Source organism: Psychrobacter sp. UBA3480, from assembly GCF_002377945.1.
Taxonomy (GTDB): Bacteria; Pseudomonadota; Gammaproteobacteria; order Pseudomonadales; family Moraxellaceae; genus Psychrobacter.
On record NZ_DFQV01000026.1, the window covers coordinates 31,232 to 57,021 of the forward strand.

At 43.0% G+C, this 25,790-nt stretch carries 23 protein-coding genes; 10 read left to right on the top strand and 13 right to left on the bottom strand.

Features of this window, described 5'->3' with window-relative positions:
- The first annotated feature begins 201 nt into the window (after positions 1-201).
- The 4 genes from B2863_RS10900 to B2863_RS10915 are packed head-to-tail and all read left to right on the top strand — an operon-like array spanning position 202 to position 4,178.
- Positions 202-1,518, top strand: coding sequence for a flavin-containing monooxygenase (locus B2863_RS10900; protein WP_296210409.1), 1,317 nt, complete (start codon positions 202-204; stop codon positions 1,516-1,518).
- A complete protein-coding gene (locus tag B2863_RS10905; protein WP_296210411.1) occupies positions 1,515-2,402 on the top strand; it encodes a bile acid:sodium symporter family protein in 888 nt (295 codons plus the stop codon). The genes B2863_RS10900 and B2863_RS10905 overlap by 4 nt, the downstream gene beginning before the upstream one ends.
- Positions 2,395-3,357: an SDR family oxidoreductase gene (locus tag B2863_RS10910; RefSeq protein ID WP_296210413.1), complete on the top strand. Its 963-nt coding sequence runs from the start codon at positions 2,395-2,397 to the stop codon at positions 3,355-3,357. Before B2863_RS10905 ends, B2863_RS10910 begins: the two co-directional genes overlap by 8 nt.
- A 17-nt stretch (positions 3,358-3,374) precedes the next feature.
- Entirely contained in the window at positions 3,375-4,178 is an 804-nt protein-coding gene (locus B2863_RS10915; RefSeq protein ID WP_296210416.1) for an SDR family oxidoreductase, read from the top strand.
- Positions 4,179-4,461: 283 nt separating this feature from the next.
- On the opposite strand, the gene B2863_RS10920 is transcribed toward B2863_RS10915, so the two are convergent.
- Positions 4,462-5,478 (bottom strand): bile acid:sodium symporter family protein, encoded by a 1,017-nt coding sequence (locus tag B2863_RS10920; RefSeq protein WP_296210418.1) that lies wholly within the window; start codon positions 5,476-5,478, stop codon positions 4,462-4,464.
- A gap of 256 nt (positions 5,479-5,734) precedes the next feature.
- On the opposite strand from B2863_RS10920, the gene B2863_RS10925 reads away from it, so the two are divergent.
- Together B2863_RS10925 and B2863_RS10930 are read left to right on the top strand one after the other, a co-directional pair.
- Positions 5,735-7,279, top strand: a complete 1,545-nt coding sequence (locus tag B2863_RS10925; RefSeq protein ID WP_296210421.1) for a phosphatase PAP2 family protein — start codon at positions 5,735-5,737, stop codon at positions 7,277-7,279.
- A gap of 92 nt (positions 7,280-7,371) precedes the next feature.
- A complete protein-coding gene (locus tag B2863_RS10930; RefSeq protein ID WP_296210423.1) occupies positions 7,372-8,019 on the top strand; it encodes a glutathione S-transferase in 648 nt (215 codons plus the stop codon).
- A 47-nt stretch (positions 8,020-8,066) separates the two neighbouring features.
- Here B2863_RS10930 and B2863_RS10935 read toward each other — a convergent pair whose 3' ends face one another.
- Entirely contained in the window at positions 8,067-8,366 is a 300-nt protein-coding gene (locus B2863_RS10935) for a hypothetical protein (protein WP_057759939.1), read from the bottom strand.
- A 646-nt stretch (positions 8,367-9,012) separates the two neighbouring features.
- On the opposite strand from B2863_RS10935, the gene B2863_RS10940 reads away from it, so the two are divergent.
- Complete coding sequence (locus B2863_RS10940; RefSeq protein ID WP_296210426.1) at positions 9,013-9,840, top strand: hypothetical protein; 828 nt, start codon at positions 9,013-9,015, stop codon at positions 9,838-9,840.
- Positions 9,841-9,877: 37 nt separating this feature from the next.
- On the opposite strand, the gene B2863_RS10945 is transcribed toward B2863_RS10940, so the two are convergent.
- The 5 genes from B2863_RS10945 to B2863_RS10965 form a co-directional block, all read right to left on the bottom strand.
- A complete protein-coding gene (locus B2863_RS10945) occupies positions 9,878-10,873 on the bottom strand; it encodes a glycosyltransferase family 2 protein (RefSeq protein ID WP_296210429.1) in 996 nt (331 codons plus the stop codon).
- A gap of 46 nt (positions 10,874-10,919) precedes the next feature.
- On the bottom strand, positions 10,920-12,221 hold the full coding sequence (locus B2863_RS10950; RefSeq protein WP_296210432.1) for a hypothetical protein: 1,302 nt from the start codon (positions 12,219-12,221) through the stop codon (positions 10,920-10,922).
- Complete coding sequence (locus tag B2863_RS10955; RefSeq protein WP_296210434.1) at positions 12,221-13,525, bottom strand: glycosyltransferase; 1,305 nt, start codon at positions 13,523-13,525, stop codon at positions 12,221-12,223. The genes B2863_RS10950 and B2863_RS10955 overlap by 1 nt, the downstream gene beginning before the upstream one ends.
- A 173-nt stretch (positions 13,526-13,698) precedes the next feature.
- The gene (locus B2863_RS10960) at positions 13,699-15,210 is read right to left on the bottom strand and encodes a glycosyltransferase family 2 protein (RefSeq protein ID WP_296210436.1); all 1,512 of its coding nucleotides are present in this window, start codon (positions 15,208-15,210) and stop codon (positions 13,699-13,701) included.
- A 475-nt stretch (positions 15,211-15,685) separates the two neighbouring features.
- Positions 15,686-16,561, bottom strand: a complete 876-nt coding sequence (locus B2863_RS10965; RefSeq protein WP_296210439.1) for a LysR substrate-binding domain-containing protein — start codon at positions 16,559-16,561, stop codon at positions 15,686-15,688.
- 112 nt (positions 16,562-16,673) lie between these two features.
- Here B2863_RS10965 and B2863_RS10970 point away from each other — a divergent pair, with 112 nt between their 5' ends.
- Together B2863_RS10970 and B2863_RS10975 are read left to right on the top strand one after the other, a co-directional pair.
- The gene (locus B2863_RS10970) at positions 16,674-17,390 is read left to right on the top strand and encodes an SDR family oxidoreductase (RefSeq protein ID WP_296210441.1); all 717 of its coding nucleotides are present in this window, start codon (positions 16,674-16,676) and stop codon (positions 17,388-17,390) included.
- Between the two features lie 112 nt (positions 17,391-17,502).
- A complete protein-coding gene (locus B2863_RS10975) occupies positions 17,503-18,381 on the top strand; it encodes a DMT family transporter (RefSeq protein WP_296210443.1) in 879 nt (292 codons plus the stop codon).
- Between the two features lie 224 nt (positions 18,382-18,605).
- Here the strand turns inward: B2863_RS10975 and B2863_RS10980 are convergent, their stop codons facing one another.
- From B2863_RS10980 to B2863_RS11000, 5 genes are all read right to left on the bottom strand, one after another.
- The gene (locus tag B2863_RS10980) at positions 18,606-19,526 is read right to left on the bottom strand and encodes a homocysteine S-methyltransferase family protein (RefSeq protein ID WP_296210445.1); all 921 of its coding nucleotides are present in this window, start codon (positions 19,524-19,526) and stop codon (positions 18,606-18,608) included.
- A gap of 184 nt (positions 19,527-19,710) precedes the next feature.
- Complete coding sequence (locus B2863_RS10985; RefSeq protein WP_296210447.1) at positions 19,711-20,382, bottom strand: DUF4377 domain-containing protein; 672 nt, start codon at positions 20,380-20,382, stop codon at positions 19,711-19,713.
- A 196-nt stretch (positions 20,383-20,578) separates the two neighbouring features.
- A complete protein-coding gene (locus tag B2863_RS10990) occupies positions 20,579-21,079 on the bottom strand; it encodes an META domain-containing protein (protein WP_296210449.1) in 501 nt (166 codons plus the stop codon).
- Between the two features lie 331 nt (positions 21,080-21,410).
- Positions 21,411-22,538: a zinc-binding dehydrogenase gene (locus tag B2863_RS10995; protein WP_296210452.1), complete on the bottom strand. Its 1,128-nt coding sequence runs from the start codon at positions 22,536-22,538 to the stop codon at positions 21,411-21,413.
- Between the two features lie 127 nt (positions 22,539-22,665).
- Positions 22,666-23,343 (bottom strand): glutathione S-transferase family protein, encoded by a 678-nt coding sequence (locus tag B2863_RS11000; RefSeq protein ID WP_296210454.1) that lies wholly within the window; start codon positions 23,341-23,343, stop codon positions 22,666-22,668.
- A 464-nt stretch (positions 23,344-23,807) separates the two neighbouring features.
- On the opposite strand from B2863_RS11000, the gene B2863_RS11005 reads away from it, so the two are divergent.
- A complete protein-coding gene (locus B2863_RS11005) occupies positions 23,808-24,719 on the top strand; it encodes a LysR family transcriptional regulator (protein ID WP_296210456.1) in 912 nt (303 codons plus the stop codon).
- Between the two features lie 97 nt (positions 24,720-24,816).
- Here the strand turns inward: B2863_RS11005 and B2863_RS11010 are convergent, their stop codons facing one another.
- The gene (locus B2863_RS11010) at positions 24,817-25,590 is read right to left on the bottom strand and encodes an IclR family transcriptional regulator (RefSeq protein ID WP_296210459.1); all 774 of its coding nucleotides are present in this window, start codon (positions 25,588-25,590) and stop codon (positions 24,817-24,819) included.
- Positions 25,591-25,790 lie beyond the last annotated feature (200 nt).

The following is a 25,790-nucleotide window of genomic DNA, read 5'->3' on the forward strand; positions in this document are numbered from 1 at the left end:
AAAAGAAGTATAAAGCAGAGAATTGGTTTACCTATTATAAGTAGTCTATATGGACAATTTATTCATTTGAGCCAGTTCATGTATCAATGTATGCTATTGTTTTATCACGGGCATGGAGTACGCTGGTATCGCCCACCAGAGGTGCAGTCAAACGGAATTGACTGATTTATATAATTGAAATGGATTTTAAAGGTGGCGCTTATGTACGCAGTAATTGGAGCAGGTCCAATGGGTCTCGCTGCAGCCCGAAATCTGCAAAAACTCAATATTTCTTTTATCGGCTTTGAGCTACATACAGATGTAGGGGGCCTATGGGATATCGACAATCCGCACAGTACCATGTATGAAAGTGCCCATTTGATTTCGTCCAAGCGTATGACGGAGTTCAAAGAGTTTCCTATGAATGACTCAGTCGCGGCGTATCCTCATCATACCCAGCTCCGTCAATACTTTCGCGACTTTTCAGATACGTTCAATCTAAAATCACATTATGAATTCTCCACGCGCGTGGTCAGCATGGTGCCTGAAGGCGACGGCTGGCGCTTAGTCAGTGAGTGTAATGGTCAAAAGCAATCGCGACTGTTTGATGGTGTGCTCATGGCAAATGGTACTTTACATACCCCTAATATACCAAGTTTGCCGGGTACGTTTGCAGGCACGTTGATGCATTCTTCCGAATATCGTAGCCCGTCAGTGTTTAAAGACAAACGTGTGTTGATCGTTGGCTGTGGTAACTCGGGCGCTGATATCGCTGTTGACGCGGTACATCATGCTAAATCGGTGGATATCAGTCTGCGCCGCGGCTATTACTTTTTGCCCAAATTTATCAAGGGTCAGCCGATTGACACACTAGGCGGAAAACTAAAGTTGCCGCGTCCAGTTAAGCAGCGTATGGATGCAGCGATGATTCGTATGGTCATCGGAAAACCTTCTGATTATGGACTGCCAAACCCAAACTATCGCATGTATGAATCACATCCTGTGGTCAATTCATTGGTATTACATCATTTGGGTCATGGCGATATTAAAGCGCGTCGTGATATTCGCCGCATCGATGGGCATACGGTGAGCTTTAGTGATGGTGAAAGTCAGGATTATGATTTGATTCTTATGGCGACTGGGTATTTACTAAACTATCCGTTTATTGAGCGCGCGCAGCTCAATTGGCCTGCCAATCATGATGCTCCGCAGCTTTATATGAATGTCTTTCATCCTGAGCATGATAATTTATTTATGATGGGTATGGTTGAGGCAGCAGGGTTAGGCTGGGAGGGTCGAAATCAACAAGCGCGGCTCGTTGCACTATATATTCAGCAGCGTCAGCAAAATACAGCAGCCGTTAAACAGTTCAATAAAGTGAAACGTAAGCGAGCAGGCAAAACGCTCGATGGTGGCTATGATTATATTAAGCTTGCGCGTATGGCATATTATGTGAATAAAGATGAATACTTAGCAACGCTGTCCAAGCATATTGCCGAACTTGAAACAGAACAGCCTGTATTGGCATCAGAGGTATGATAGCGGCAGTGGCGTTTGAGCCACGGAGCTTGATTCTGCTCAATCTCATCTTGGCGCTGATGATGTTCGGCGTGTCATTGAGCTTACGTCTCGAAGATTTTAAGCGTATCGTTTTGTCTCCCATTGCGCCGATAGCAGGTCTGTTCGCTCAATTCTTTCTATTGCCGCTAGCCACGTGTCTGTTTACGTGGGCGTTGAATATTGATCCTGAGTTGGCGCTAGGAATGATTTTGGTCGCGTCTTGCCCAGGTGGTAGTTTTTCTAACATTATGACTTGGCTGGCACGCGGTAATGTTGCGGTGTCAGTCAGTATGACTGCGGTATCAAGTCTCGCTGCGGCTATATTAACACCAGTCAATTTTGCCTTTTACGGTTGGCTTAACCCACACACGCGTGAGTATCTGACAAAGATAACGATTGAGCCTAGTAGTATTCTGATACTGGTTCTATTAGTGTTAGCGTTACCTTTAGTGCTAGGGATGGTAACAGGGCGACGCTTACCTGATCTGGTCGTACGTATCCAAAAGCCATTACGTATTTTCTCCCTACTCGTGCTGATGGCTTTTGTGGCAATCGCTTTTTCTAGCAATTTCGCGCTATTTTTAGAGCGTTTTCATAGCTTTTTTTGGCTGGTCGTTGGTCATAACTTATTGGCACTTTCTTTAGGTTATGGCATGGGGCTGATGCTCAAGTTGCCAGTCGCTGATCGTCGCGCGGTGACTTTAGAAGTAGGAATACAAAACTCAGGGCTAGGGCTGGTTATTTTATTTACTTTTTTCCCAGAGGCAGGCGGCATGATGCTGATCACGGCATTCTGGGGCGTATGGCATTTGGTGTCAGGACTGACACTTTCACAAGTTTGGGCACGGATACCCTATGAATAAAAGCGTAATGAATAAAAGCATAGTGAATAAACGGATATTAATCACTGGTGCCGCAGGTTACATCGGCCATCAACTGGGCAATCGTCTGGCTGAGCATTACCATGTCGTCGGCACAGATATTCGCAAGCGCGATGACTTAGACTTTCCAATCCACGTATTAGATGTGCGCGATGAGGGTTTGGCAACGCTACTAAAAGAAGAGGGCATCACCCATGTCGTGCATCTCGCTTCTATCTTGCAAGCGTCAAAAGATCGTGCTCGTGACTATGATATGGATGTCAATGGCACGCGCAACGTACTTGATTGCTGCATCAAAGCAGGTGTCGCACATATAACGCTCACCAGCTCGGGTGCTGCCTACGGCTATCATGCTGACAATCCTGAATGGATTGATGAGCAAGATGCCCTACGTGGTAACCCTGAGTTTGCTTACTCAGATCACAAAAGGCAGATCGAGGAAATGCTTGCAGATTTTCGCGAGCAGCATCCGCAACTACAGCAGCTGATTTTTCGACCTGGCACGGTACTAGGCGCTGATACGCGCAATCAAATTACCAGTCTGTTTATGGCACCGCGTGTGCTTGCGCTCAAAGGCAGTGAGTCGCCCTTTGTGTTTATTTGGGATCAAGATGTGATTGGTGCTATGGAAATAGGTATTCGCGAGGATAAAACTGGCATCTACAACATGGCAGGCGATGGCGCACTGACGATGAGGGATGTCGCAAACCGACTTAATAAACCGCTATTGACCCTGCCAGTGGGTTTGGTTAAAGCTGGCTTACAGGTGGCAAAGTGGGCCGGTAAGCCAACAGGACCAGAACAGGTTAATTTTTTGCGTTATCGCCCAGTACTGAGTAACAGGCGACTCAAAGAAGAGTTTGGTTATTGTTTAGAAAAAACGTCTGCCGAAACCTTCGAGTACTTCATCGAATGCAATGGATTGCGTAAACCTTGATAGGGAGAAAATCATCAATGCCACCAATGTCATCAATAAATATTACTTTAATCACTGGTGCTGCATCAGGACTTGGTTGGGCAATGGCACAGCACTGGTATGCTGCTGGACATCACTTAGTACTCGCTGATATAGATGAGCAAGCGCTGATCGCCCGCGCTCGTGAGTTAGAGGACTCTGCTAGAGTCATGACAGTCGTCACTGATATCACTCAAGTTAATGATATTGCTGCGCTTATTGAGCAAGTTAGCGAGCGCTTTGGCCGTCTTGATCTATTGGTGAATAATGCTGGGATTACCCATCGATCACCAGCACATCAGACTGATCCTGCGGTGTTTCGCAAAGTAATGGCGGTAGATTGGCAGGGGGCAGTGGAGCTGACTATGGCTGCGCTACCGATGCTAAGAGAGTCCAAAGGTCAAATTATATGTATCGGCTCAATGGCTGGCTGGATGCCAGTTCCTGGACGAGCAGCGTATTGTGCGGCAAAAGGTGCGCTGACACAGTTCTTTGAAGTATTGCGCTTGGAACTAGAATCTGAAGGTATACATATCCTTATGGTCTATCCCAGCTTTCTTGATACACCTATCGAGAACCACGCGCTCGGCCGTGATGGCAGTATCGCAAAGCATCCACGGTCAATGATCGGTAATATGCGTAGTGCTGAGTGGATGGCCGAACAGATCAATCAAGGTTTGCAGCGGCGCAAACGTTGGATATTGCCGGACCCTATCTCACGCTTTGGCAGTTTACTGTGGCGTATTGCGCCAGCTCTATACTTGCGTCAGGTGCGTAAACGTTTTGGAAATGAGTTACGGTAGACTACGTTAAGTGAGAACCTAGAAGAGAGGCTAGTAGTTCATGCAAATTGTCGACAGTGCTGTTCTAAAAATACTATGCTGGAGAGCGCTATATTAGAAGCCACCATGTTAAAAGACTCTATGTTAAAAAACACTATGTTGAAAGACTCTGTATTAGTTAGAAGGTGCTTTGTTAGAAAATACTATGCTAGAAACAATAATCTAGCATAGTATTTTAACTCATAGCGTTTTAACTTTATTAGCTAGTTAAGTATTACCTAGCTTAGTATTATCTTTATTAGTACTAATGATTTCTGATTGGTTTACCAAGCTCCATGGTCTCTTCAGTCTCGATGACGGTAGGATTTTTCGCTTCCTGACGCTTATCCCACCAAGCGAAGATATTGGCCAATATAGAGCCAGAAACAGAGTGCCAAATACAAGCGACGGCGGCAGCGATGGCGGACTCTGCATTGCCAGGGAAAAACTTCGTACTTAAGCCCGTGGCCAGACCTGCATTTTGTACGCCAACCTCGATAGATATGGTGCGTTTTTTGGGTTTACTCATACCAAATAAGGCGCCTGAGTAGTAACCCAATATATAGCCGACGATATTGTGTACCGCAATGGCCAAGATAACGACTAGCCCTGACTGCAAGAACTGATCGCCAAATACAGCGGCAACACCACCGACGATAGCGGCAAAGGCTAATACGGCCACGCCTGGCATCACTGCACGTACATCATTAAACCAGTGTTTGTTTTGAAATAGAATGTTTAACATAGAGCCGATAGCGACTGGCAACAATGTCACTAATAGCATAAAGCGGAACATACCCCAGCCATCCATTTCTACAGATTGACCAACCAAATAATTGAGCCAAAGTGGCGTCACTAACGGTGCAATGATGGTTGATACGGTGGTCATACCTACCGAAAATGCCACATCACCTTTGGCAAGGTAGCTCATAATGTTTGAAGATACACCACCAGGACAAGTACCAACCAATACTAGACCCAGTGTCAGCCCAGGCGATAAATCAAACAATCTAGCCACGCTAATCGCTAAAATCGGCATAATGGTATATTGGATAATTGAACCGATAAAAATATCAAGCGGGCGCTGGGCTAATACCTTATAGTCCTCTTTACCTAATGTCATACCCATTGCGAGCATAATGACACCCAGAACGATGACTTGGGTATCACCTGTCACCCAAGAAAAAGTCGCAGGCTCTATAAATGTCACTGCGGCCGCTAAAATAATAACCAATGCCGTAAATCGACTTAACTGCTGACTTATCATCTTCAAAAACTGCATTTCTCAAATCCTTCTAAGTCCAGAAAATAGTCAAGTATAAGTTCAAAATCACTGTATTTCCAATGGGTTTGAGCAGTTTTTAGCCAACAATAAGTTGCTATTATGACAACTTTAACTATGATTATATTGCCAAAGTTTTTTGAAATGTTTATTCAATAGCCAAACGAGGTACTAGGTGTTGCAAACTCCATCAAATTTAACTAGATTCAAACACCTAGGTCTTGCGTTATCGATATTTTATTTGCTTTATAATTTGATGACTGCCTATAGCGTATCTTTATATACACTCTACCCATCGCAAATTCATAATCTTGCCACGCCATTTGACAGCATGGTTCCTTTCATTCCCGCTATGATTGTTCCTTATAGCTGGTCATTGATTTTATTTGTGGCTAGTTTTTTCTTAGTGCGGACGTCCACGCAATTATCTCTATTGACCTACCGCTTAATTTTGACGACCATTTTTGCCTGTTTAATTTTCTGTTTTTATCCTGCTCGTTTCTCATACAATCGTTCGATACCTGACGATTGGACGCAATTTGGCTATCAGTTTTTGCAATTGGTGGACAAGCCATTCAATCAGCTCCCATCATTGCATGTCAGTTATGCCATGTTGCTTGGCGTATCATTATGGGATGTTGTAGCGTCTAAAAAGAGATGGATTTTAGCGGCTTATCGATTATTGCTGACTGGCATATGTACATTGATTGCCCTGTCGACAGTGTTGACGTATCAACACCATTTGCTAGATATGTTCGGCGGAGCAGTGTTGGCAGTGTTGGTGCTGATACTCTCAAATCGAATCCGTAATGCACTGGTAATCAAGCATCTGACACTAGGAGTAATAGGATTCTTATTGATAGCGATAGCAGGGTTTTACTTTGCTAATATGAGTATGATAGCGTCTGAGTCTATAGAAACTTTAGCTATCATCATTGCTGCATATTGGCTGATTAGTTTTACGATGTTGGCTTGTGCCTATCAACAGGTCAAGCAAATGCGGGATACACGCTGGTTTCAAAAATCCAGTAGCGGTCGACTCACGGTATATACTTGGATGAAGTTTGCGCCAATCATTATTATTTACAATGGCATGTCACTTTTAGGGCAGTGGTATTTTAAAGTTTTCTCCAAAAGTCAAAAGTATCCACTCACGCCGTATGCTATTAATGACAAGGTCAAAGTTGTTGCTTCAGCTCGCTTGATGCAGACGGATCTAAGTAGTTATTTAACGTATTGGTTATTTGGCTCCAGCTCATTAGAATTGCCGAGTTCGCCAGAAAGCAATCGGCCTACAGTTCGCTATCAAATTATTGTTGTTGATTTGGCTGCTGAGATATCTAGCCACGCTCATAATCTTAAAATAGCTGCTAATAGCAGCGTGAGTACGACAGTTCATTACTTGTATTTACCTTTGTTGGATTTGCAGCCATTAAATGATGTATTGCTCCAAGACTACATTGATCTATTTCAACAAATTGATGCGTTGATACAATCGGCAGAGACACAAGCGATAACTGCTAATAATGAGAGTTGGGTAGAGGGTAGTCAGGTAGAAGGTAATCAGGTAAAGGATAGCTTCATCACACTTATCAATTTTCATTGCGTGATGGGGCTGTCGCGTAGCATCGGTGTACAGGTTTTATATTTATTATATTGTGGTACGCTAACTGTCTATAACTATCAATCGTGGATTGAGCAGCATTATTCGCACGCGCACCTGAAAAATGCCTATTTGCCACAGTCGTTGGTAGAAACTATGGCCAATTATAAGTCTGTCACCTATTCAACAGCGCCTTAATAACTATCGATGTCAGTAGGTTTGCGTCTGCTAATTTTTCTTCGTTTGCTTTTTACCTATTGCTTAATTCCTATTCAACTATGGAGGAATCTATGAACACCTCGTTGCCTCGCTTGTACTCTTTTCGTCGCTGTCCTTATGCTATGCGCGCTCGTCTCGGTCTAATATTCGCCGAGTTACCAGTAGAGCTACGAGAAATCACGTTAAAGAATAAGCCAGATCAGATGCTAGCGATTAGTCCAAAAGGCACGGTTCCTGTGTTACAGCTTTCAGATGGATCAGTCATTGAAGAGAGTGCAGAGATTATGATGTGGGCGCTTGAGCAAAACGATCCTCAGGGACTACTGGATGAAAAGGTTTCATCTGAGGCTAATGCACTGATAGCACAAAACGACAATGAGTTTAAGCAGTGGCTCGATCGCTACAAATATGCCGATCGTCACCCTGAGATGACTCAAATAGAATATCGACAAAAAGGTGAAATTTTTCTGCAGGATTTAGAAGCGTTATTGACTAAGAATACCTATCTACTAGGCAATAGCGTGACGGTTGCTGACATCGGTATCATGCCGTTCGTTCGCCAATTTGCCCATGTAGATCGTGATGTCTTTTATGAATTGCCTTATCCCAAGCTACAGCTGTGGCTACAACACTGGTTGGAACACCCGTTATTTGTACAAGCCATGACTAAGTTTCAGCCATGGCAGGAAGGCGATGAGGTAGTGGTGTTCCCTGCTTAATATAGCGGGTTCTATATAAGCTGTATACGGTATCGGTCTTGCTTGGTCTATCTTGATTTTACAACGACCACTTTTTGTGCTGGATGTTTATCTTTAACGACGATTACTTTTTTGGCTTTAGGTTTCGCTTTCGCTACGACAACTTGCTTGGCCTTAGGTTTTGCTTTAACCACGACCACTTGTTTCGCTTTGGGCTTTGCTTTAACGACGACCGCTTGTTTTGTTTGATGTTTGTCTTTGACCACGACAACTTGTTGGGCCGCATTCGCTGGACCGATCATAGCAAAACAAGTAGATACAGCCAATAGTGAGCTGATAGCGATTTTTTTCATGTTGAAGTTTTTCATAGTAAGGTCCTTTTAGGCTAATTATAAGTAAGCGTGTTTATTTAATGGTTGAAGGTATCTGAATTGAACGTCGTTCTATTGAATAAGTAGATAATAGCGAGTTATAGCGTTACGTACTTTTATGAAAGTTAAAGAAAGGTGACTTTTTCTAGCCGATACTGAACCATTAATACAATCTTAGGAGCTTTTTGCTAAGGGTCGGAAGACTAGCAACACTCTAGAGATGATACTTACTGAAGATCAACCTATGTTTCCTTACTGATTAATTGTGAGATAAATGGAAGATGTTGTTACGGCAATGAGCTGAGATAGATAGCTGATGATATATCATCTACTAAATAAAAGAATCGTCATCTAGGAATGACTCAATTAGAGTATCAGTGATATAGAAAGGTTTTCTATATGATTTAGAAGAAGTGCCAACGAATAGTACTTATCTACTATGAAATGTTGCGACTATCTCATTCTGGTAGGTCAGAAAATTGAAATAATGGCAAAATATGATTTTTGAGTTGAATAAGTAAGAAGTGGCAGACTTTTATTAAGATAAGGCTTTATCCGAGTATAATAGAGGTAAAGCTTTTTCTATAAAAATCGCTAATAATGCTAAAGTAGCAATCAAAAATTTACATTAACTAAGGTTGCTATGTCTAATAAAGAGTTCAATACAAAAAAACCAACACTTAAACAGAGTATCGCGCTGTCAGAGAATAGCAAATATACATTTGATAATATAAGCACAGCGCAATCTGCTTTCTTAACACTACCAGTTGTTATACAGACTGCACTAGAGCAAGCTAAGCGAGTTGTTCTGATTGCAAATAATCCTGCCGTGACCACGGCGCAGCTTGAGATGCTATTACAGCCCAATGATGTCTTAGTGTTATTTAATCACTTTATTCACGCTGGTTTTTTTGCTAGCCATCAGTTAGCTAATTCACTACCTAAGCTGTTGTTTTTTCGTCAGATTGGTGACAGTAAGTTGCATTTTGGCCTACCGCCTAGAAGCAATCATATATCAGTGATGGAGCAAATGGCAGAGACCGCCTCTCTAGGGATATTGACGAGCAACCAGCCTTATCAGTTTCCAACATTAGCTGATGAACCAAGCCCTAATGACGATCCTGTCACTACTCAGCGCATCTTAGACATCCCTTCGAACATGAAAAAATTATTATCAAGCACCATTCATCACAGTGTACTGTCAGAGCATCACAAAGTCGTTACTGACTATCCATACTTTACCGATATTCATTCGTCAGCACCTTCATCAGGTTTTCTGTTATATCGGCTGATGCTGGCAGCTCGAGCATATTTACACCATATTCAAAACACGAAACTACCGTTAGAGATAGTAATGATCGGTTTCAATGACAATGATAAAACTGCTCATTTTTGGCATGGGCATAACTGGGTTTTTGAACGTCAGGAAATGAGTCGACCACCTACAGGAGTGACTATTCATCGATACTAGAATATTGATTAACTAAGTTTTCGTTAGCTAGAAATAGTTAAACATAAGGAGCGTTTGGACAATGAGCGCGCTTTATCTCGTTATCGTTAGGCTCTCGTCGGACGGCTATCAATGATGACTGTTCTTCTGTCCAATCAATCAGATCCATATCGGAAAATTGGGACAGCCATCCTGTCATGGGCCAACAGTGCCATTTTTGATAGAAGCAATTAGCATTAACAATGATACTGTTTAAATGATTAAGAGGTGGCCGGTAGACACTATGCTGCTGATGATAAGCGATATCAGCAGTGAGGTAAAAATCAATATCTAATTGGCGTGCTGTAAAAGCAAAATCGGTATCCTCTGCGCCATAACCTGTATATTGGGTGTCGAAACCGCCAATTTTATCAAAAGTCTGTCGCTTGATAGCGAAGCACAGGCTCCAAAATGCACCGTAATCATCAGTCTGTTTGATAGCGGTTTGCTCTGTTTCAGTAGGATATGAATCAGCTTCATCAAAATTATAACGATAAGGGTTATAGACAGACAGCTTATCTAAAATAGAGAAAGGCAGATGATTGATTTTTAATTGTGCATTTTCTTCTACTGATAAAGGTCGCGTTAGATAGCGTGGTTGACCCATCAAAAGCGCATTAGGATATTGCAGAAGCTTCTTATACATTTGCTCAATAAACGTAGGCGCTACGATACAATCAACATCCAAAAAAATCAGCATATCGTGAGTTGCCTGCAACGCTCCAAGATTGCGATTATGTCCGATATCAAACTCTGTAGTTTTAATATCATCACCGTTATTCACAGCTGATTTAACCGTAGTCGGTAATTTCACGATATTTAATGAAAATTCAGCTAACTGATTGGGGTCAGCGTCGTCGTTGACGATAATGATTTCGGCTGGCTTTACACTACTGTTTTCTAGACTACTGAGTAGGTTGTAGAGATGACGATTACGACCATAGCAAGTCGTAATGACGGTCATCGATACAGTATTAGAAGTCGTGCTAGCGTTACTAGTTGGCTGAATGGTCATCGCTTGTCTTTACCTCGCTATCAGGTTGCCTTTTGTTTTTAATAAGTCAGTCTTTAATTGTTGATTCGGATGTTAAGTTGAGTCGAGGAAGCAGCCAGTTTTCAAACCAACGCTTAGTGGTAGGATAATCAGTGGTGCTATGCATAAACGCTTGAGCAGCTGTTAGCGTAGTTGCGCTGGTTTCCTCGCCGCTATCTTCCTCAAAGTTATTCTTTTCAATGCTATCGACCGAGGTAGTGAGGTGTGGTTTGCTTCGGCCATGAATGGTTTGGGCAATAGATTCAGATTGACCATCATTGACGCTCATTAAGGTTTTAAACTGCTGCCAATTTAGCGCTTTGTTTTGAGTGACTAACGCTTCGGCCATGACGGCTTGTTCATTATGTGGCCTGTCATCAGGCACTACTATGAGCGGCGTATCGTAATGATACGCTTGCGCAACAGCGTTTAGGCCACAGGCCATCATCAAATAATCGCTATGACAAATAAATGGTATGACGTCATCTACCTCAGCTGAGATATCGACATAACACCGTTTGTCATCGTCTATAGGCCCGAGAGAGACAATTAATGCATCGGGTAGCAGTGAGCGTAAATCTGGTAATTTTTCGTCAATCGCTTTATGTCCACCGTAGCCTTTAATGACGGTGATAATAGGTGTTGTAGCTCCGGAATTGTATGTTAATTGAGCCTTGATAGATGGTAGGTTTGTAGATTTAAGATCAGAAGTTTCGCCACCTACGCTTAATTTTTCCAAAATATCTATAAAGCTCTCATAAGTGTATGACTCGGTTTTTTGAGAGTAGATAAAGTCAAGATAGAGCGTTTTATCGCAGATCCACTCAGATGTGTGGGCAGACTCTAACGCTTTAGGATAAGGCGCTAGTAAGGCAAGCGCGCCAGCGAAAGCACCCAAATGTGGCGCATCATCGCGAATGCCCGGAAGCCTAACGTAAAGGTAAGGAATACTTGCCGCACGGCAGAGCATCGCCACCTCGACGCTGACATCGATAATCATCAGATCGATCTTACGTTGAAAGATAGTGTCTAGTATTTGGTGACTGCGTTCTTGAATGTCACCATTGCCTACGGGCGAGTAGTGTAAGCTGGCTGGTTGCCAATATTCTCCTGCACGACCTGCTAAGATATCATCGGGGCGTTCATCTTCCGCATTCAAACGTACGATTTGTTGTTCATCAATAGCAGTAAAACGATAGCTATCTATATCTAAACTCGTAAATACCGTTAATTGCGCTCTTGCATCATTAGGCAGCAATGCAGCCAGTTTATCTGCCTGTCGGCAATGTCCTGAGCCATGATGATGAGCATAATATCCGATACGCATCATTACGACCCCTCAGAAAAGCTAACAAGATTATTATCAGTTTCAACTGGCGCTTGAATGGCCTGATTGAAAAGCTGCAGAGAGTCTTTTGTTAAATCAGACAGCTCATAGCTGTTGATACTGTTGATATAACTTTCTGAACTGTCTTCTATTAACGCAGTTCTATTTTTTAACGCTGCTCGGTACAGTTCCAGATAGCCGTCTACCATGGCTGACACTGAACAAAACTGTAAAGCACGGTCACGGCAAGCTTGGCGTGATATATTTTTAATCGTAGCAAAGCCATTGATGAAGGCGGCTTTGTCTTTTTTAGGTACGATGACTCCTGTCTCTGGAGTAATAATTTCGGCACTGGCTCCTGCATCGAAACCAATGACTGGTGTGCCACATGCCAAACTCTCAGCTAAGGTCAATCCATATGGCTCGTCCCAAGTACTGGTAAATAGCATGGCAGTTGCTTGGCACAAGTAATTGTTAATCTCGTCCTTGGTGACATGACCTACGTAACTGAATAGTTTGTCTTCGCCACTCTTACTGTCTTTAAATAATAAAGGGGCTACTTTTTGATTGAAGTAGTCTTCGTTGCTTTTAGGTCCTGCAATGATAAGTTTTTTTCCAGCTTCCATGCAGTACCGCATGGCTAAATGAGTGCCTTTTTCAGGGCAAATACGTCCATACCAAAAATATACCTCGTCATCGCTACCATTAGTATTGCCAAGCGATTCTGTATTGGCAATAAAGGATTCGACATCGATGCCGTTATACACCACTTGTGAAGGGACAAACTCAGCGAATAACTGCTGTTGGTGCTTACTAATCGCTGTAAATTGAGTGGTTGTACCAGAGCGCAGTGTTAAAAGCGCTAAACGTAACTGCGGAAAAATAGGCGTATGGAAAGTGGTAAAAAACCTTTTGCCAAACGCTTGGCCTGTCATCATCGGAATATGATGCAGACTGTGGTTATGTACGATATCAATCTCACCGCGCTCATCACGTTCGATAATATCTCGTAGGGCTATCTGATAGGTGAGATATTGGTACATCTCTTCACGGCCCATGGCGACCGTTTCATGCTCATTATCATAAACCATCTTATTAAACTCATGACGAGTCAATAATGGCACCAACGTTGCTTTCGTCTCGCTATCTTTATGAGCGTAAAGCAATACCTCATGACCTTGCGCCACTAGCTCATCACAAATCAATTGGGTAATCATTTCTAGACCACCCGCATATGGCTGGGCGATGGGATACAGTGAATGCGCGATAATGGCAATACGTAGCGGTGAATTCGAAGACCTAATCATGTTTTTAAGACCTTTATAGTTATAAGCATCATGGCTATAAGCATTTTGGTTGGTAGAGTGGTGTATAGGGAACCTAGTATAGAAACGATAAAAGACAATAGAATGACCTTGTTTCAAAATTGGCTTATATAAACCGCTATCTTTATAAGTACTAGTTTTATAAGTACTGATTTTTATGAATCGATGGTTTTTTTATCTTTAAATAAAGACGTCGCATAAGATGTCGTGATAGTCGTCTTCTTTTCATGGGCTACCTTTAAAGTCTGTCTCAGAACCTTACTCATACTTGGTATGTCTGCTCTAGGAGCAGAGAAATTGTCCATTGCGACCTTAGCTGCGCTTAATTTGAGAATACAAACTGCCGCTGCACAGATAAATAGTACTGGTGAGTAGAGCGGTGAAAACGGTGCTACGACTAGGGCTGTAATGATATTTAGCACCAACAGCAGTTTTGGTAACGCTGCTATATTCTTAAGGAATAATGACTGACGACTTTGGATATAGTTTTGTTTTGGCGTACAGACAAAAGGTTTCTCTCGTCCCCACAGTACCGGCAGCCATGACAAGGCGCCAATCTCCCAAAAGTTTAAGTGCATCAACCATGCTCGTATCTTTCTGCCAAAACGTGGCTGATGGTTGTCATCTATTTGTTGATTGAGAGGCGATTGATCACGGTAGTAAGCCCACAACCTTCTAAGGATAAAAAATGTGTAGCCTGCATAAACCAGATATAAAGGTGCAAGCATCGACACGTCAGCGTTATTTATTAAAAGCATATCAACCATCACCAGTAATGAGCAGATATGTAAAAGAATAAAGAACCCTGTGAAATTTACCCAAGCACTTAATTGAGACAGATGAGCGCGTATATAGGCTAGACGTTCACTCATACTTTTGGGTTGCGAGACATACTGAACCGTAGAGTTGGTCGGGACTGACAAGTAATCCGTGAGCACTTGCATATTGCCGTAGATCCAGCGTCGGCGTTGACATATCAGGTCATCTAGCGTGTTAGGTAGTAAGCCTGTGGCAATAACTTCTGGCACAAACTGACTGCGAAAACCTTGTCGATGCATAAGCACGCCCATCTGAGCATCTTCAGTGATAGAGGCGCCTGACCAGCCTCCTATACTCAAAAGATCTGAGCGTCGAATGACTGCGTAAGTACCCGTTGATAAGGTGCGATTGCGATTAAAAGAGCGATACAGATGATGATTAAAATAGTGATTCAACTCGCTATGCGTATCTAGCTGTCCTTCATTACGATAAAACTGCGGAAACTGCAGTAGGGTATGTTCAGGATATTGAGCGATAGCCCGCGTAATAGAGGCTCTAGCATGTGGTAATGCTTGGTAATCACTATCGACCACCACAATGTGACTACAGTCTGGACTCATCAACCCAAGTGCCAAGTTTAAAGCACCCGCTTTGAATCCTTCGACACGATCAATATGATAAAAATGGACATTCAGCTCAGCGTTTAAGCTTTGGCAAAATGCTGCCAACGGCTCATATAACGACGTCTCTTTATTATTATTATCGATAATCAAAATCTCATCGCGTGCTTCTTTTACTGCTAATAACGACTTTATCGTGGCAATAACCAACTCTGGAGGCTCAGCTCGCGTCATTAATTGAAAACTGAGTGCTGCGCTAGTCAAAGCTTCTTGTGTGTTAGCAGTCATGTCTGGTCCTTAAGCAGGTACAACAAGTGAAATTTATATAAAAAGAATGGCTTATAGACAATGTAAGTACTTGTATCTTCAATCTTTTATTGAATACCAATGCATACTAATACAAAATTAAGTAATGATTTAGCCGATAATTGTTTATGATAAATTAACTGTGTAAGTTGTACGTAATGTGACATAAAAATTTAGTATTTTAATCGCGTAAAAATAGGGCGTTTTTTGATTGAGAAGGGGGTAGGTAACTATTTTTATTTTTGAGTTAGGGTAGTTAGTAAACGGAAAAACAAGGAAGAAAAATGAGGATAAGAAAGTAGGAAGGTCTGCATCGTTATGCTGAAGAACGGCTGTAGTGGGATAGAAAAGCACGACTAAAATCGTAGTTAGCCTCAGAAGCTAATTACGTTAATAAGTTTGAGATTAGATTATTTATATTGACGTTTAGCTTAATGCTTAGCTATCCCTGACTAAATCAAGCCAGTGCTAAATGAGTGATACACCAGTTCCAGACAGCGTCGACAGTCGGTGTTGATGACGAACTCTTTTTGCGAACGAGATAATAATCTAGATCGACTGTTAGCGTTGACTCACTTACCTGAACCAATCTTCCTGCATTCAAATCCGCTTGTACAAAATCCTGACAAGCAATCGCAACACCTTGACCCGCTAGCGCTGCATCTAAAGCCAAAGCGGTTTGATTAAATACAGCGCCAGCTAGCTTATCTGTGGTACCAAAAAATCGTGGCCAATGATGATGTGAGTCATGGAGCAATGGCATCTCTTGTAGCACTTCAAGTGATATGGGCAGTTCTCTATTGGCCATTAAGTGAGGGCTGGCCACGGCTACAAGCGTTTGTTTAAACAGTAACTGAGTATCAAATGCCGCAGGGAATGGTGGGCGTGTCAGGCGTACCGCGATATCTACCTGATCACGGTCAAAATCTGCAACGGACTCGGTCGCTACAGTACGCAACTCGACATCAGGGACCGCAGCAGTCAAAGCAGATAAGCGCGGCAGTAATAGCTTAGTGGCAAAAGTCGGCGTCACGCTGATAGTGACAGTCTTAGGTTCTCTGAGTAGCTGAGCTGTTGCTTTATCCAAAATCTTAAAAGCTCGAGTAACTTCTGCAAAGTAAACAGAACCTTGGCTGGTGAGCGCCACGCCTCTTGGTAGTCTTTGAAACAAAGGAAAGCCGATATGCTCCTCTAGCATTCTTACCTGCTGAGCGACCGCGCCTTGTGTCACAAACAGCTCATCCGCCGCCGCCCGAAAATTAAGATGACGCCCAGCAGCCTCAAATGCGCGTAAGGCATTGAGCGGTGGCAACGTACGATGACTGTTTGTCACTTTATTTTCCTAGACTATAGATTTTCTACAGTCTAGCATCTTTTATTATGATGTTAGGAATTTGATTTTATTGGTTATGATAAATGAAACGATAACTAATGGAGAAAGACAGATGAATAATATTATAACGACAAAAAAAGTAGCGCTTATCACAGCAGGTGGGTCAGGCATGGGTGCTGCCGCTGCTCGTAAACTTGCAGCAGATGGTTATCATGTCGCTATTTTGTCTTCCTCTGGGAAAGGTGAGGCTTTAGCAAAGGAGCTGGGCGGCATTGGTGTTACTGGCTCCAACCTTATTAATGAAGATGTACAACGTTTGGTTGATTCGGCGATGCAACAGTGGGGACGTATTGATGCGCTTGTGAACTCTGCTGGTCACGGCCCGCGCGCACCTATTTTAGACATCACTGATGAGGATTGGCATAAAGGGCTAGAGGTTTACTTTCTTAGTGCGGTACGTGCAATTCGTTTGGTCACGCCCATCATGGTGGCACAGGGTAGCGGTGCTATCGTCAATATATCTACCTCTTGGGTAACGCAGCCGACTGCGCTTTTTCCTACGTCAACGGCTTTTCGTGCCAGCCTTGGCGCTTTTACCAAGATTTTCTCAGATGACTATGCAGCAAAAGGTGTGCGTATCAATAATGTCTTGCCTGGCTGGATTGATAGCTTGCCTGAAGTCGATGAGCGACGTGAGAGTGTACCGATGGGGCGTTATGGCACCTCTGAAGAGGTCGCCTCAACGATTGCTTTTTTATTATCCGAAGCTGCTGGATATATCACTGGTCAGAATATACGGGTTGATGGTGGCGTCATTCGCTCTGTGTAACGAGTCAATCAATACAAGCCTATTGATACAAGACTGTTAATACAAGCAATAAAACACTGTCGACGCTAGCTGCTTGAAAAAAGCAGCTCACCTATTTGTTAAGGCCAATGTTATGTTTCGAGCATATGCTGCACTGGTACTACTTGGTATCATCTGGGGGTCGAATTTTATTTTTATGAAATGGGCGACGGCTCTAATCAGCCCCTCACAAACCGTATTTTTACGCCTGCTATTTGGGTTCTTGCCATTGGTTGCAGTTGCTTGGCACAGCAAAGTAATTACTCGGGCGCAGTTACAGCATTTGCCACACTTTATAGTGATGTCAGTGCTCGCAACGTCTTTTTATTATTATGGATTTGTCGCAGGTACGGCGCTATTGCCCAGTAGCATTGCAGGTCTATTAAGTGGTTCAATCCCTATATTTACCTTTTTGGGCGCGGCGCTGTTCTTACCTGATGAGCGTCCGACCAAGCAAATGGCGATTGGACTTGCGCTAGGATTTGCTGGTATCGCATTAAGTGCGCGACCATGGCAAGGCGCTACTGGTGTCTCTCTCGTTGGCGTTTTGTGGATGTTGGCAGGGTCTTTGAGTGTTGGTGCGTCTTTTGTGTATGCGCGGCGTTATCTGTCTCCTCTGAGATTGCCACCACTGGCGTTAGCCACTTGGCAAGTGGGTTTAGCTGTCATAACGCTTTCGATACTCATCGATTTCGATGGTATAACCCAGCTGTCGACAGATACTAGGGCAATGTGGGGAACAATACTTGGTCTGGGTGCTTTGGGTACTGGCGCTGCTTTTTTGATTTATTATTTTATTATTGAGACGTTAGGTTCAGTGCGGGCTGCTGGTGCTACTTATATTGCTCCAGTCGTTGCTGTCATCATTGGCGCGATAATTGGCGAGGATATCACCAGCTTAGAAATTATAGCGTTGGTACTGATTTTAAGTGGTGTCCTACTAATACAAACGGGTAGACAGGCTTCAGGTTAGCGGTAGGAGGGGTAGGCTGTTAAGAATACAATACGCATATTTATGACAAGCTAGTCGATGATTTCATTCAAGCCTGCAACTGCTACTGAATTTTTCGATACGCTTACAGCACTAGCTCCATGACCAGCAATATGACGACCATCAAATAACATTCGATGGTCGTCAGCATGATGAACTCAACGATCTAATTACCTTACATTTTCTATGTTCGGATCAGCCTATGTCTAGGCAGTAGCAGTAAAATGTTGGCTTAATTCCTGAATATGCTCAGGGCCAATACCGCAGCAGCCACCGATTAATGAAGCGCCCTGTGCTTGCCACTTTTGTGCCCAGAGCAGATAGGCAGGCGGGGTCAAATCATCACGTACTTCATTAAGCGTATCATTTGCCGCGGCATTTTTTGGTTGCGGCGGAAAGGCATTGGCATAAGCGCCAAGTTCGATATGCTGCGCTTGTTTTGCTTGCAGGACAGTCTGTGCGACATCTAGTGCTTGTTCGATGACATCAGGTTGGCAGCAGTTAAAGAGTATTGCCTCGACATCGAGAGCAGCCATCGTTGCCACGGCTTCCTCGACGGTTTCTCCTGAACGCAGACGTGGTACATCGATATCCATACTGTCTTCTAAGGTAAAAGCGACCCATAGCGGTTTATTGTCCGTATCTAGCGTATTAAGTAGCTCACGAACAGCGATAGACTCGGCGATTAGACTCTGAGTCTCAGCGAGCCAAAAATCGACATACGGACTTAGACCTTTGATCAGTGGGGTGGCGATATCTTCTACGTGGTCAGCATCAAACAAATCTGCACGGTAGGAGCCAAACAGTGGCGGGATAGAGCCAGCTACTTTGGTTGCTGCGCCTTCCAGCGTCACTGCTGCACGTGCCATTTCACCTGACGCTGCTGCCAAATCTTGTGCTTGCGCCACAAAACGCTCCTCGCCGATATGAAAGGGTACTAGCGCGTAACTGTTTGTCGTAATGACAGCCGCGCCGCTCTTGATATAGGCACGGTGTACATCACGAACGATCTCTGGCGCTTCTATCATTGCCAGTGCTGACCATTCAGGTTGACGAAACGGTGCACCACGCTTCGCCAGTTCTCGTCCCATGCCACCATCAATAATTGTGGTTGTATTTATTGGCATAACGAATCCTTCTTTATTGTGAGTAGACGAACCTGTAGAGGTGCTATTGTTAAAAACAGAATTATTTTAAGGAGCGAAATACTAGGCGTAATAAGCGTCAGATGCAACCACAGGTTGAATAATGATAACAATTAATCGTGTGGTTGCTTGTCTGTTTAGAGGAGGTATACCTTAGATACTAAGGCTAGGTTCTTTTCTTTTCAATGACTTGAATCAGTTTGCTCTGCACTGACGATGCATCAGCAGGTGGTCTAGCAACGGCTGTGTTTTTTATAAGCAAGGTATATTCATAATCAGTCTCATAATCAAAACCCTCTATACCACTATATCGATACTGCCAATCTACTTGACTATCGACTTGGTCAGCTGGCTTTGTTAAAAGGCAGGATTGTGGCGCAACGCCTACGCAGTCTACTTGATGGTCAGCGACAATGATTTTGCGTAATACATATGGCATGGCATGTACAGTTAGCTGATGCTCACCATCTGGCTTTGATTGCTCGTCTGTTACTTCTATGTCACCTTCGACTTCTATATAGTCACCCATCGCCAATTTTTGCATTTGATAAGCATTCTGCTGACCAAAATTAGCTTTGCTAATAGACGCGGTATAGGACTTTCCATCTTGGGCTACGATAGTGACTTTTTGCTGATTTCTATCTTGCGAAGTAATACCTGTTACTTGACCGATTATCGCTTCAGCGCTGCTTGGTTTTAGGGTGCTTAGGAATGAGTTACTGTCTTCAATCTGGCTAATACTCGTTTTAGCATTCGAGTTGGCTTGGTTGTGACTGCTACACGCAGTTAGAGAGGATGTGGCAATGAGTGCCAAAGTGCAAAATTTAATAAACGACATGACATATCCTTATTATGGTTGATTTATATATTTATTTTTAATGCTCGATGAAACTGCCTAGAGCGATTTTTGTTACTGTTACTGTTACTGTTATTGTTTTGATGCTGAGGCTAGCAGTTTGTTGATACAAATAATGCCTCGCTGATTCATAGTGAGGCATTATTCATAAATTTAAGATAGAGCTACGTAACAGTCCTTAAGGTGTTTTTGTTTTAGGAACGGCTTTGAAGTGAGCCGTTTGATTGTCATTCTTAATGACTAGCACAGGGTTGTTATCGCTATTTTTACCAAAGCTGTATTTGCCTTGTACTGTTGTGGCAGCAGCACTATCAAACTGTGCTAAGTGTTCAGGGCAGGCCATTCGAGTACTTCTGATTGCACTCAGTTCTACCTCGCCATTCGTCACACTGTATCCTGCGCTCATATTGTTGCAAGTATTCATAAGGCTTACCATATTGCGACCTTCAACAGTCATAAAATCCAGCGTTAATGGTCTTGATGGATCAAAAAATAACGCTTCAACCAAGTCTCCATTATTAAGCTTGGCATCTATAAGGCGCCAATTATTCGCCTCTAACGTCTCTACTGTGATTGGCTGTACGGCTGGCTTGGTAACACTAGTCGTTGTTTGGCAGCCAGTCGCAAGTGCACTCATAACAAGCGTGGAGGCCATCATTATTTTCATTGTATTTTTCATAGTCATCTCTCAAAAAGTAGATAGTTTAAAATGTCTAATATTTTTATTTAAAAGTTAGCGTGTCTGGATTTTAATTATCACAAAGAAGTCATATAACTACAAGGACGCTTTGATTTTCAGATAAGGAGTCTACAGAAAGGCAATACTCGAAAAGACAATGTTCATAGAGTCAGCATTTAAAAAGGCTAAGTTACCGCCTTTTACTTACATCGTTCAATAACAATTAAGTACAAAAAAAGCAGATACCGTTATCAGTATCTGCTTTTTATATCAAAAATCAGTCTATGAGAAAGTTGCTATATCTTAAGTTATAACAGCTTTTTAGACATTATTAAGCTTGAGGCTTGATCAAGTACTTCTCACCAGTCGCCTGTTTGCCATAAGCGGCGATTGATTTTAACTGTAGCGCTTCTTCTAGGGTCACTTCATGCGTATAGCTGCTCGCAAAGGTGGTGGTGATTTCTTCTGCCACGCGTTTGCGCATGGACTGAACCGTTTCACTACCAAGTTTGCCAAGTGCATTGAACAATAAGAATCCATTCACACCCCACGCAAAACCAAAGTTACGGTTTAAGGTGATCGGACCACGGTCTAAGGCGCCATAAATATAAGCTTGTTTAAAGGTATTTGAGCCATAGACGCTGTATTCTTCTACGTCACGAGTAATAGCTGCTTCCATACAATTTAGAATATCGCTGGTGAGCTTACCGCCACCGATAGGGTCAAAAGAAATCGTAGCGCCTGTTTCAGTAATCGCGGCGGTCAAATCGGCAAGGAACGTCTCGCTGCTTGAGTTCACCACATACTTTGCGCCCATATCGCGCAATAGCTTTTCTTGCGAATCTTTACGGACGATATTCACCAAATCAACACCGTCTGCCATACAGATACGGTTTAGCATTTGGCCAAGGCTAGAAGCGGCTGCTGCATGTACGATGGCTTTGTGACCTTCAGCGCGCATGGTTTCGACCATTGCCAGTGAGGTGAGCGGGTTTACAAAAGACGATGCGGCCTCGGTAGCAGTCGTGCCATCTTGCATCTCTATGCAGCTTTTCACATTCACACAGTGATACTGACGATATGTACCGCCACCAATCACCGCAACCATTTTGCCCATGAGTGCTTGTGCGGCTTCTGATGAGCCTGCTGCGACGACTGTACCAGCGCCTTCGTTACCGACTGGCGTATCTTTATTTACCCGCGTTTTGAGTGATGGCATGAATTTCGCAGGCACATCAGCGGTAATGATCGGGCTGTCATCAGTGCCTGATTGTACAGCGGTTGACATATCAGCGGCGCTGAACATCACACCAAAATCAGAGGGGTTCAATGGCATGGCTTCCATGCGAACGACAACTTCGTCAGCACCGGGCTGTGGCATCTCGATGTCTTTTAAAGACAGGGTTAATTTGTTGTCATCACTGATGGTTGAAACCAGTTGTTTATTTTTATCGGTCATAAGATTTGCTCCTGCAAATAGTTGGATTTTTAGACCAATCCCTTTACGGCATTGGTCGTTCTTTAGATTATCGAGTTTTAGTAATTTTCTTAATGTGGCTCATTTTTAGTGGCCACACTGTCATATGTTATTTAGCGTTTGCGGCTTGGATTTGAGCTTTAACGTGTTGCATAAATTCAGGCATGTTTGCTTGACTGTCTGCCTGAACGCTTTTTGCAATGTCGGTTTCACTCATGGCTTTGTTCCATTCTTTCATGCCGTCCACTTCTGCCAGTACATCCCACTCAAGCTGAGTCGCTCCAAAAGCGTTGACAATAGTGTTGACGTGATGCACATAGATGTCAGCCATGGTGAATTGCTCGCCTGCAATCCAAGGCGAAAATTGACATAAGCGATTCATGGCAATAATACCGCGGCCCAATACTTGACGGACTTCCTCTTTGACTGCGTTAGGTGCTTGAGTACCAGAAAATACATATGGAATCAGACGACGACTTGGTAGCTCAAAATATAGCTCTGCTATTTTCATAATCTGACGTACAGACGCGCGTTCTGCTGCATCGGCAGGATATAGCGGCTTTTCTGGATAGGTTTCTTCCAAAAAGTCACAAATCACGTTGGATTCTGACAGATTAAAACCGTCAGGCATGGTGATCGCAGGTACTTTACCCACTGGACTGACGGTCAGTAGATCATCACTACCAGCGTACAAAAGGTCCTCTTGGAACGGGATACCCTTATATAAAAGAGCGTGTTTTACGATGTTGTAATAGTTGCTTGCAGCAAAGCCATGCAAAGTAATCATAAGTCATTCTTCCATTGTTGACGTAAAAGTTATTTTTAATCGTGTTTTCATTGCAACGTTTAGGGCGTGTTTGATATTCACAAATAGGCACTGCTGATTGCTAAAACGGTTCCAGACAAGGCGTAAAACGATGGTAATGCTCGTGCCTTAGCTAGATTTACAACACAGTATGGGGCAGTTTTAGCATCAGCTCCAATATAAACAGAAGGAGACAGGACTATTTTTTGCCACTTCATTGTTAAAACATAGACGCTTAGAATGACTAAACTTACTATTTTTAACGTCGAACTGTCTAAAAAATAGTCTCTGTCAGTGCCATGGTCGAATATCAAGCACGCCCTAAGTTAAACACATTATTACTGGTTTTAATGTGGTTATATATAAGGAATAACGTGAATCACTATTGCTTTTAAGACAATAATAAAGCGAAAATACTTAAACATTCATCTAAATGGAGAGGTCAGTTGGATCAATTACGTGCCATTAAGTATTTCAGCAAAGTCGTAGAAACGGGCAGTTTTACTAAGGCGGCAAGTGCATTCAATGTACCGCCATCCTCACTATCGAGACGAGTATCTGATTTAGAAAAGAGCTTGGGCGCGACACTGTTAAAGCGCTCGACCCGAATCGTTAAATTGACCGAAGTAGGGCAGGTCTATTACGACGATATGCAGCAAGTATTGGATCAGATCGAGCAAAGTAAAGAAACAGTCCGCAGTTATCAAACGACGCCAATGGGGCGCTTACGCATCAGCTCTATGGTGGGCTTTGGTGAAAAAATACTGCTACCACTGTTGGATGAGTTTGGTGAGTTGTATCCAGAGATTGTGCTAGATGTCAGTCTCAGTGATGAATTATCCGCATTGGGACGTGACGATGTCGATATTGCGATTCGCGGGGGTTATGCACCAAATGAGCGAGTGCTTGCCATTAGGCTCATGGACAATGGGTTTATTCCGGTTGCGTCGCTCAGTTATTTAGAGATGCATGGCGAACCTAGTCATGTGATGGAGTTGAAAGAACATAAAGGTCTGTATTTCAAAGCCCCAAACGGGCCAACACCTTGGCTCTGCTATGTGGACGATCAGTGGCATGATGTCTCAGGGCCAGCAGTCGCAATTTCAAACAATGGACCATGGCTAGCCAAAAAGGCTTGTAATGGTGAAGGGATTTTGATGTCCACTCGATGGGCGCTATCCTCATATCTCAAGTCAGGCGCATTGCAAGAGATTAAATTTGAGCATCCATTAGCAATCACGCAGCACGCTGATATGGCCGTATATCTGCTGTATCAAAAGCAGCGCTATCTAGTACCAAAAGTAAAAGCCGCCGTCGATTTCTTGGTTGAGAGGATAAAAGTAGGAAATGAGCGTTGATGTAAGGGAAGTGTGCTATCTACAACCTCATTACATTCATATTCTTATCGACACTTAAGAGGCTTGAGATACAATCGTTATAGCATGTTATGACAGGCTACTCATTATATTCCTGATTGAAAATAACAGATAGCTCATTGGCAGCTTCTTGCATGACAGGCACATAGCTCAGTAGCTCATCCAAAGATTTTCTGACGATAGGACTATGAGTAAATACCGTAGCAAATGCGGGCTGTTCACCATTCGGAATCGGGACGGCACAGGCGACCATACCAGGAATAAACTCTTCATTATCTGTCCCTATCTGTGTCTTACGTACTTCAGCAATGGACGTCATGAGTTGTTTTTTATCAGTCTGAGTATGGGTCGTGAGCGCCTGTAACGATAGTTTTTCTACAATACGCTCGCACTTATTATCTGCCAACTGCGTCAACAATAATTTGCCACTGGCACAGGCCCAGATAGGTATATTGGTTCCGGTAGGTAACTGTATTTGGACAGGCCAGTCAGATATCACACGATCGATATATACCACTTCTAAGTCTTGCAACACTGCAATCCCTACCGACTCACCAATTTTGGCTGAAAGCTGTTGTAATATCGCCAACCTTTCCGCTTTAAAAGGACTGTTTTTCCACAGGTCTAAAGCTAGGTCATGCATTCTTTTTCCGCAGGTTACTTTTCCATGCAAATCTAATTGGACAAATTGAAGCGGTTGTAGCTGATTTAACAATCGGTACATACTAGGTACAGGGATGTCCAATGTTTCTGCTAAGTCAATAACGCCCATAGGCTTAGCAGATTTGGCCAATACTTCTACGATTTGCAAAACTCGCTCGACGCTTGAGCCCTTTTTTTTGACATTATTCATAGTTCAATTTGCATCCTTAACTGTGCGTTCAAGAAGATCACTCATCATGTTCATCACATATTTCTGTATTCATATCTTGTCATATCGAAGGTGTTCTGATAAGTTACATAACGATAATCATAGTTCTCGATATATGAAATAAAATTATAAATAGCCATACCAATATAAAACAAATCATAAACTTTTATCTGCTAAAAATA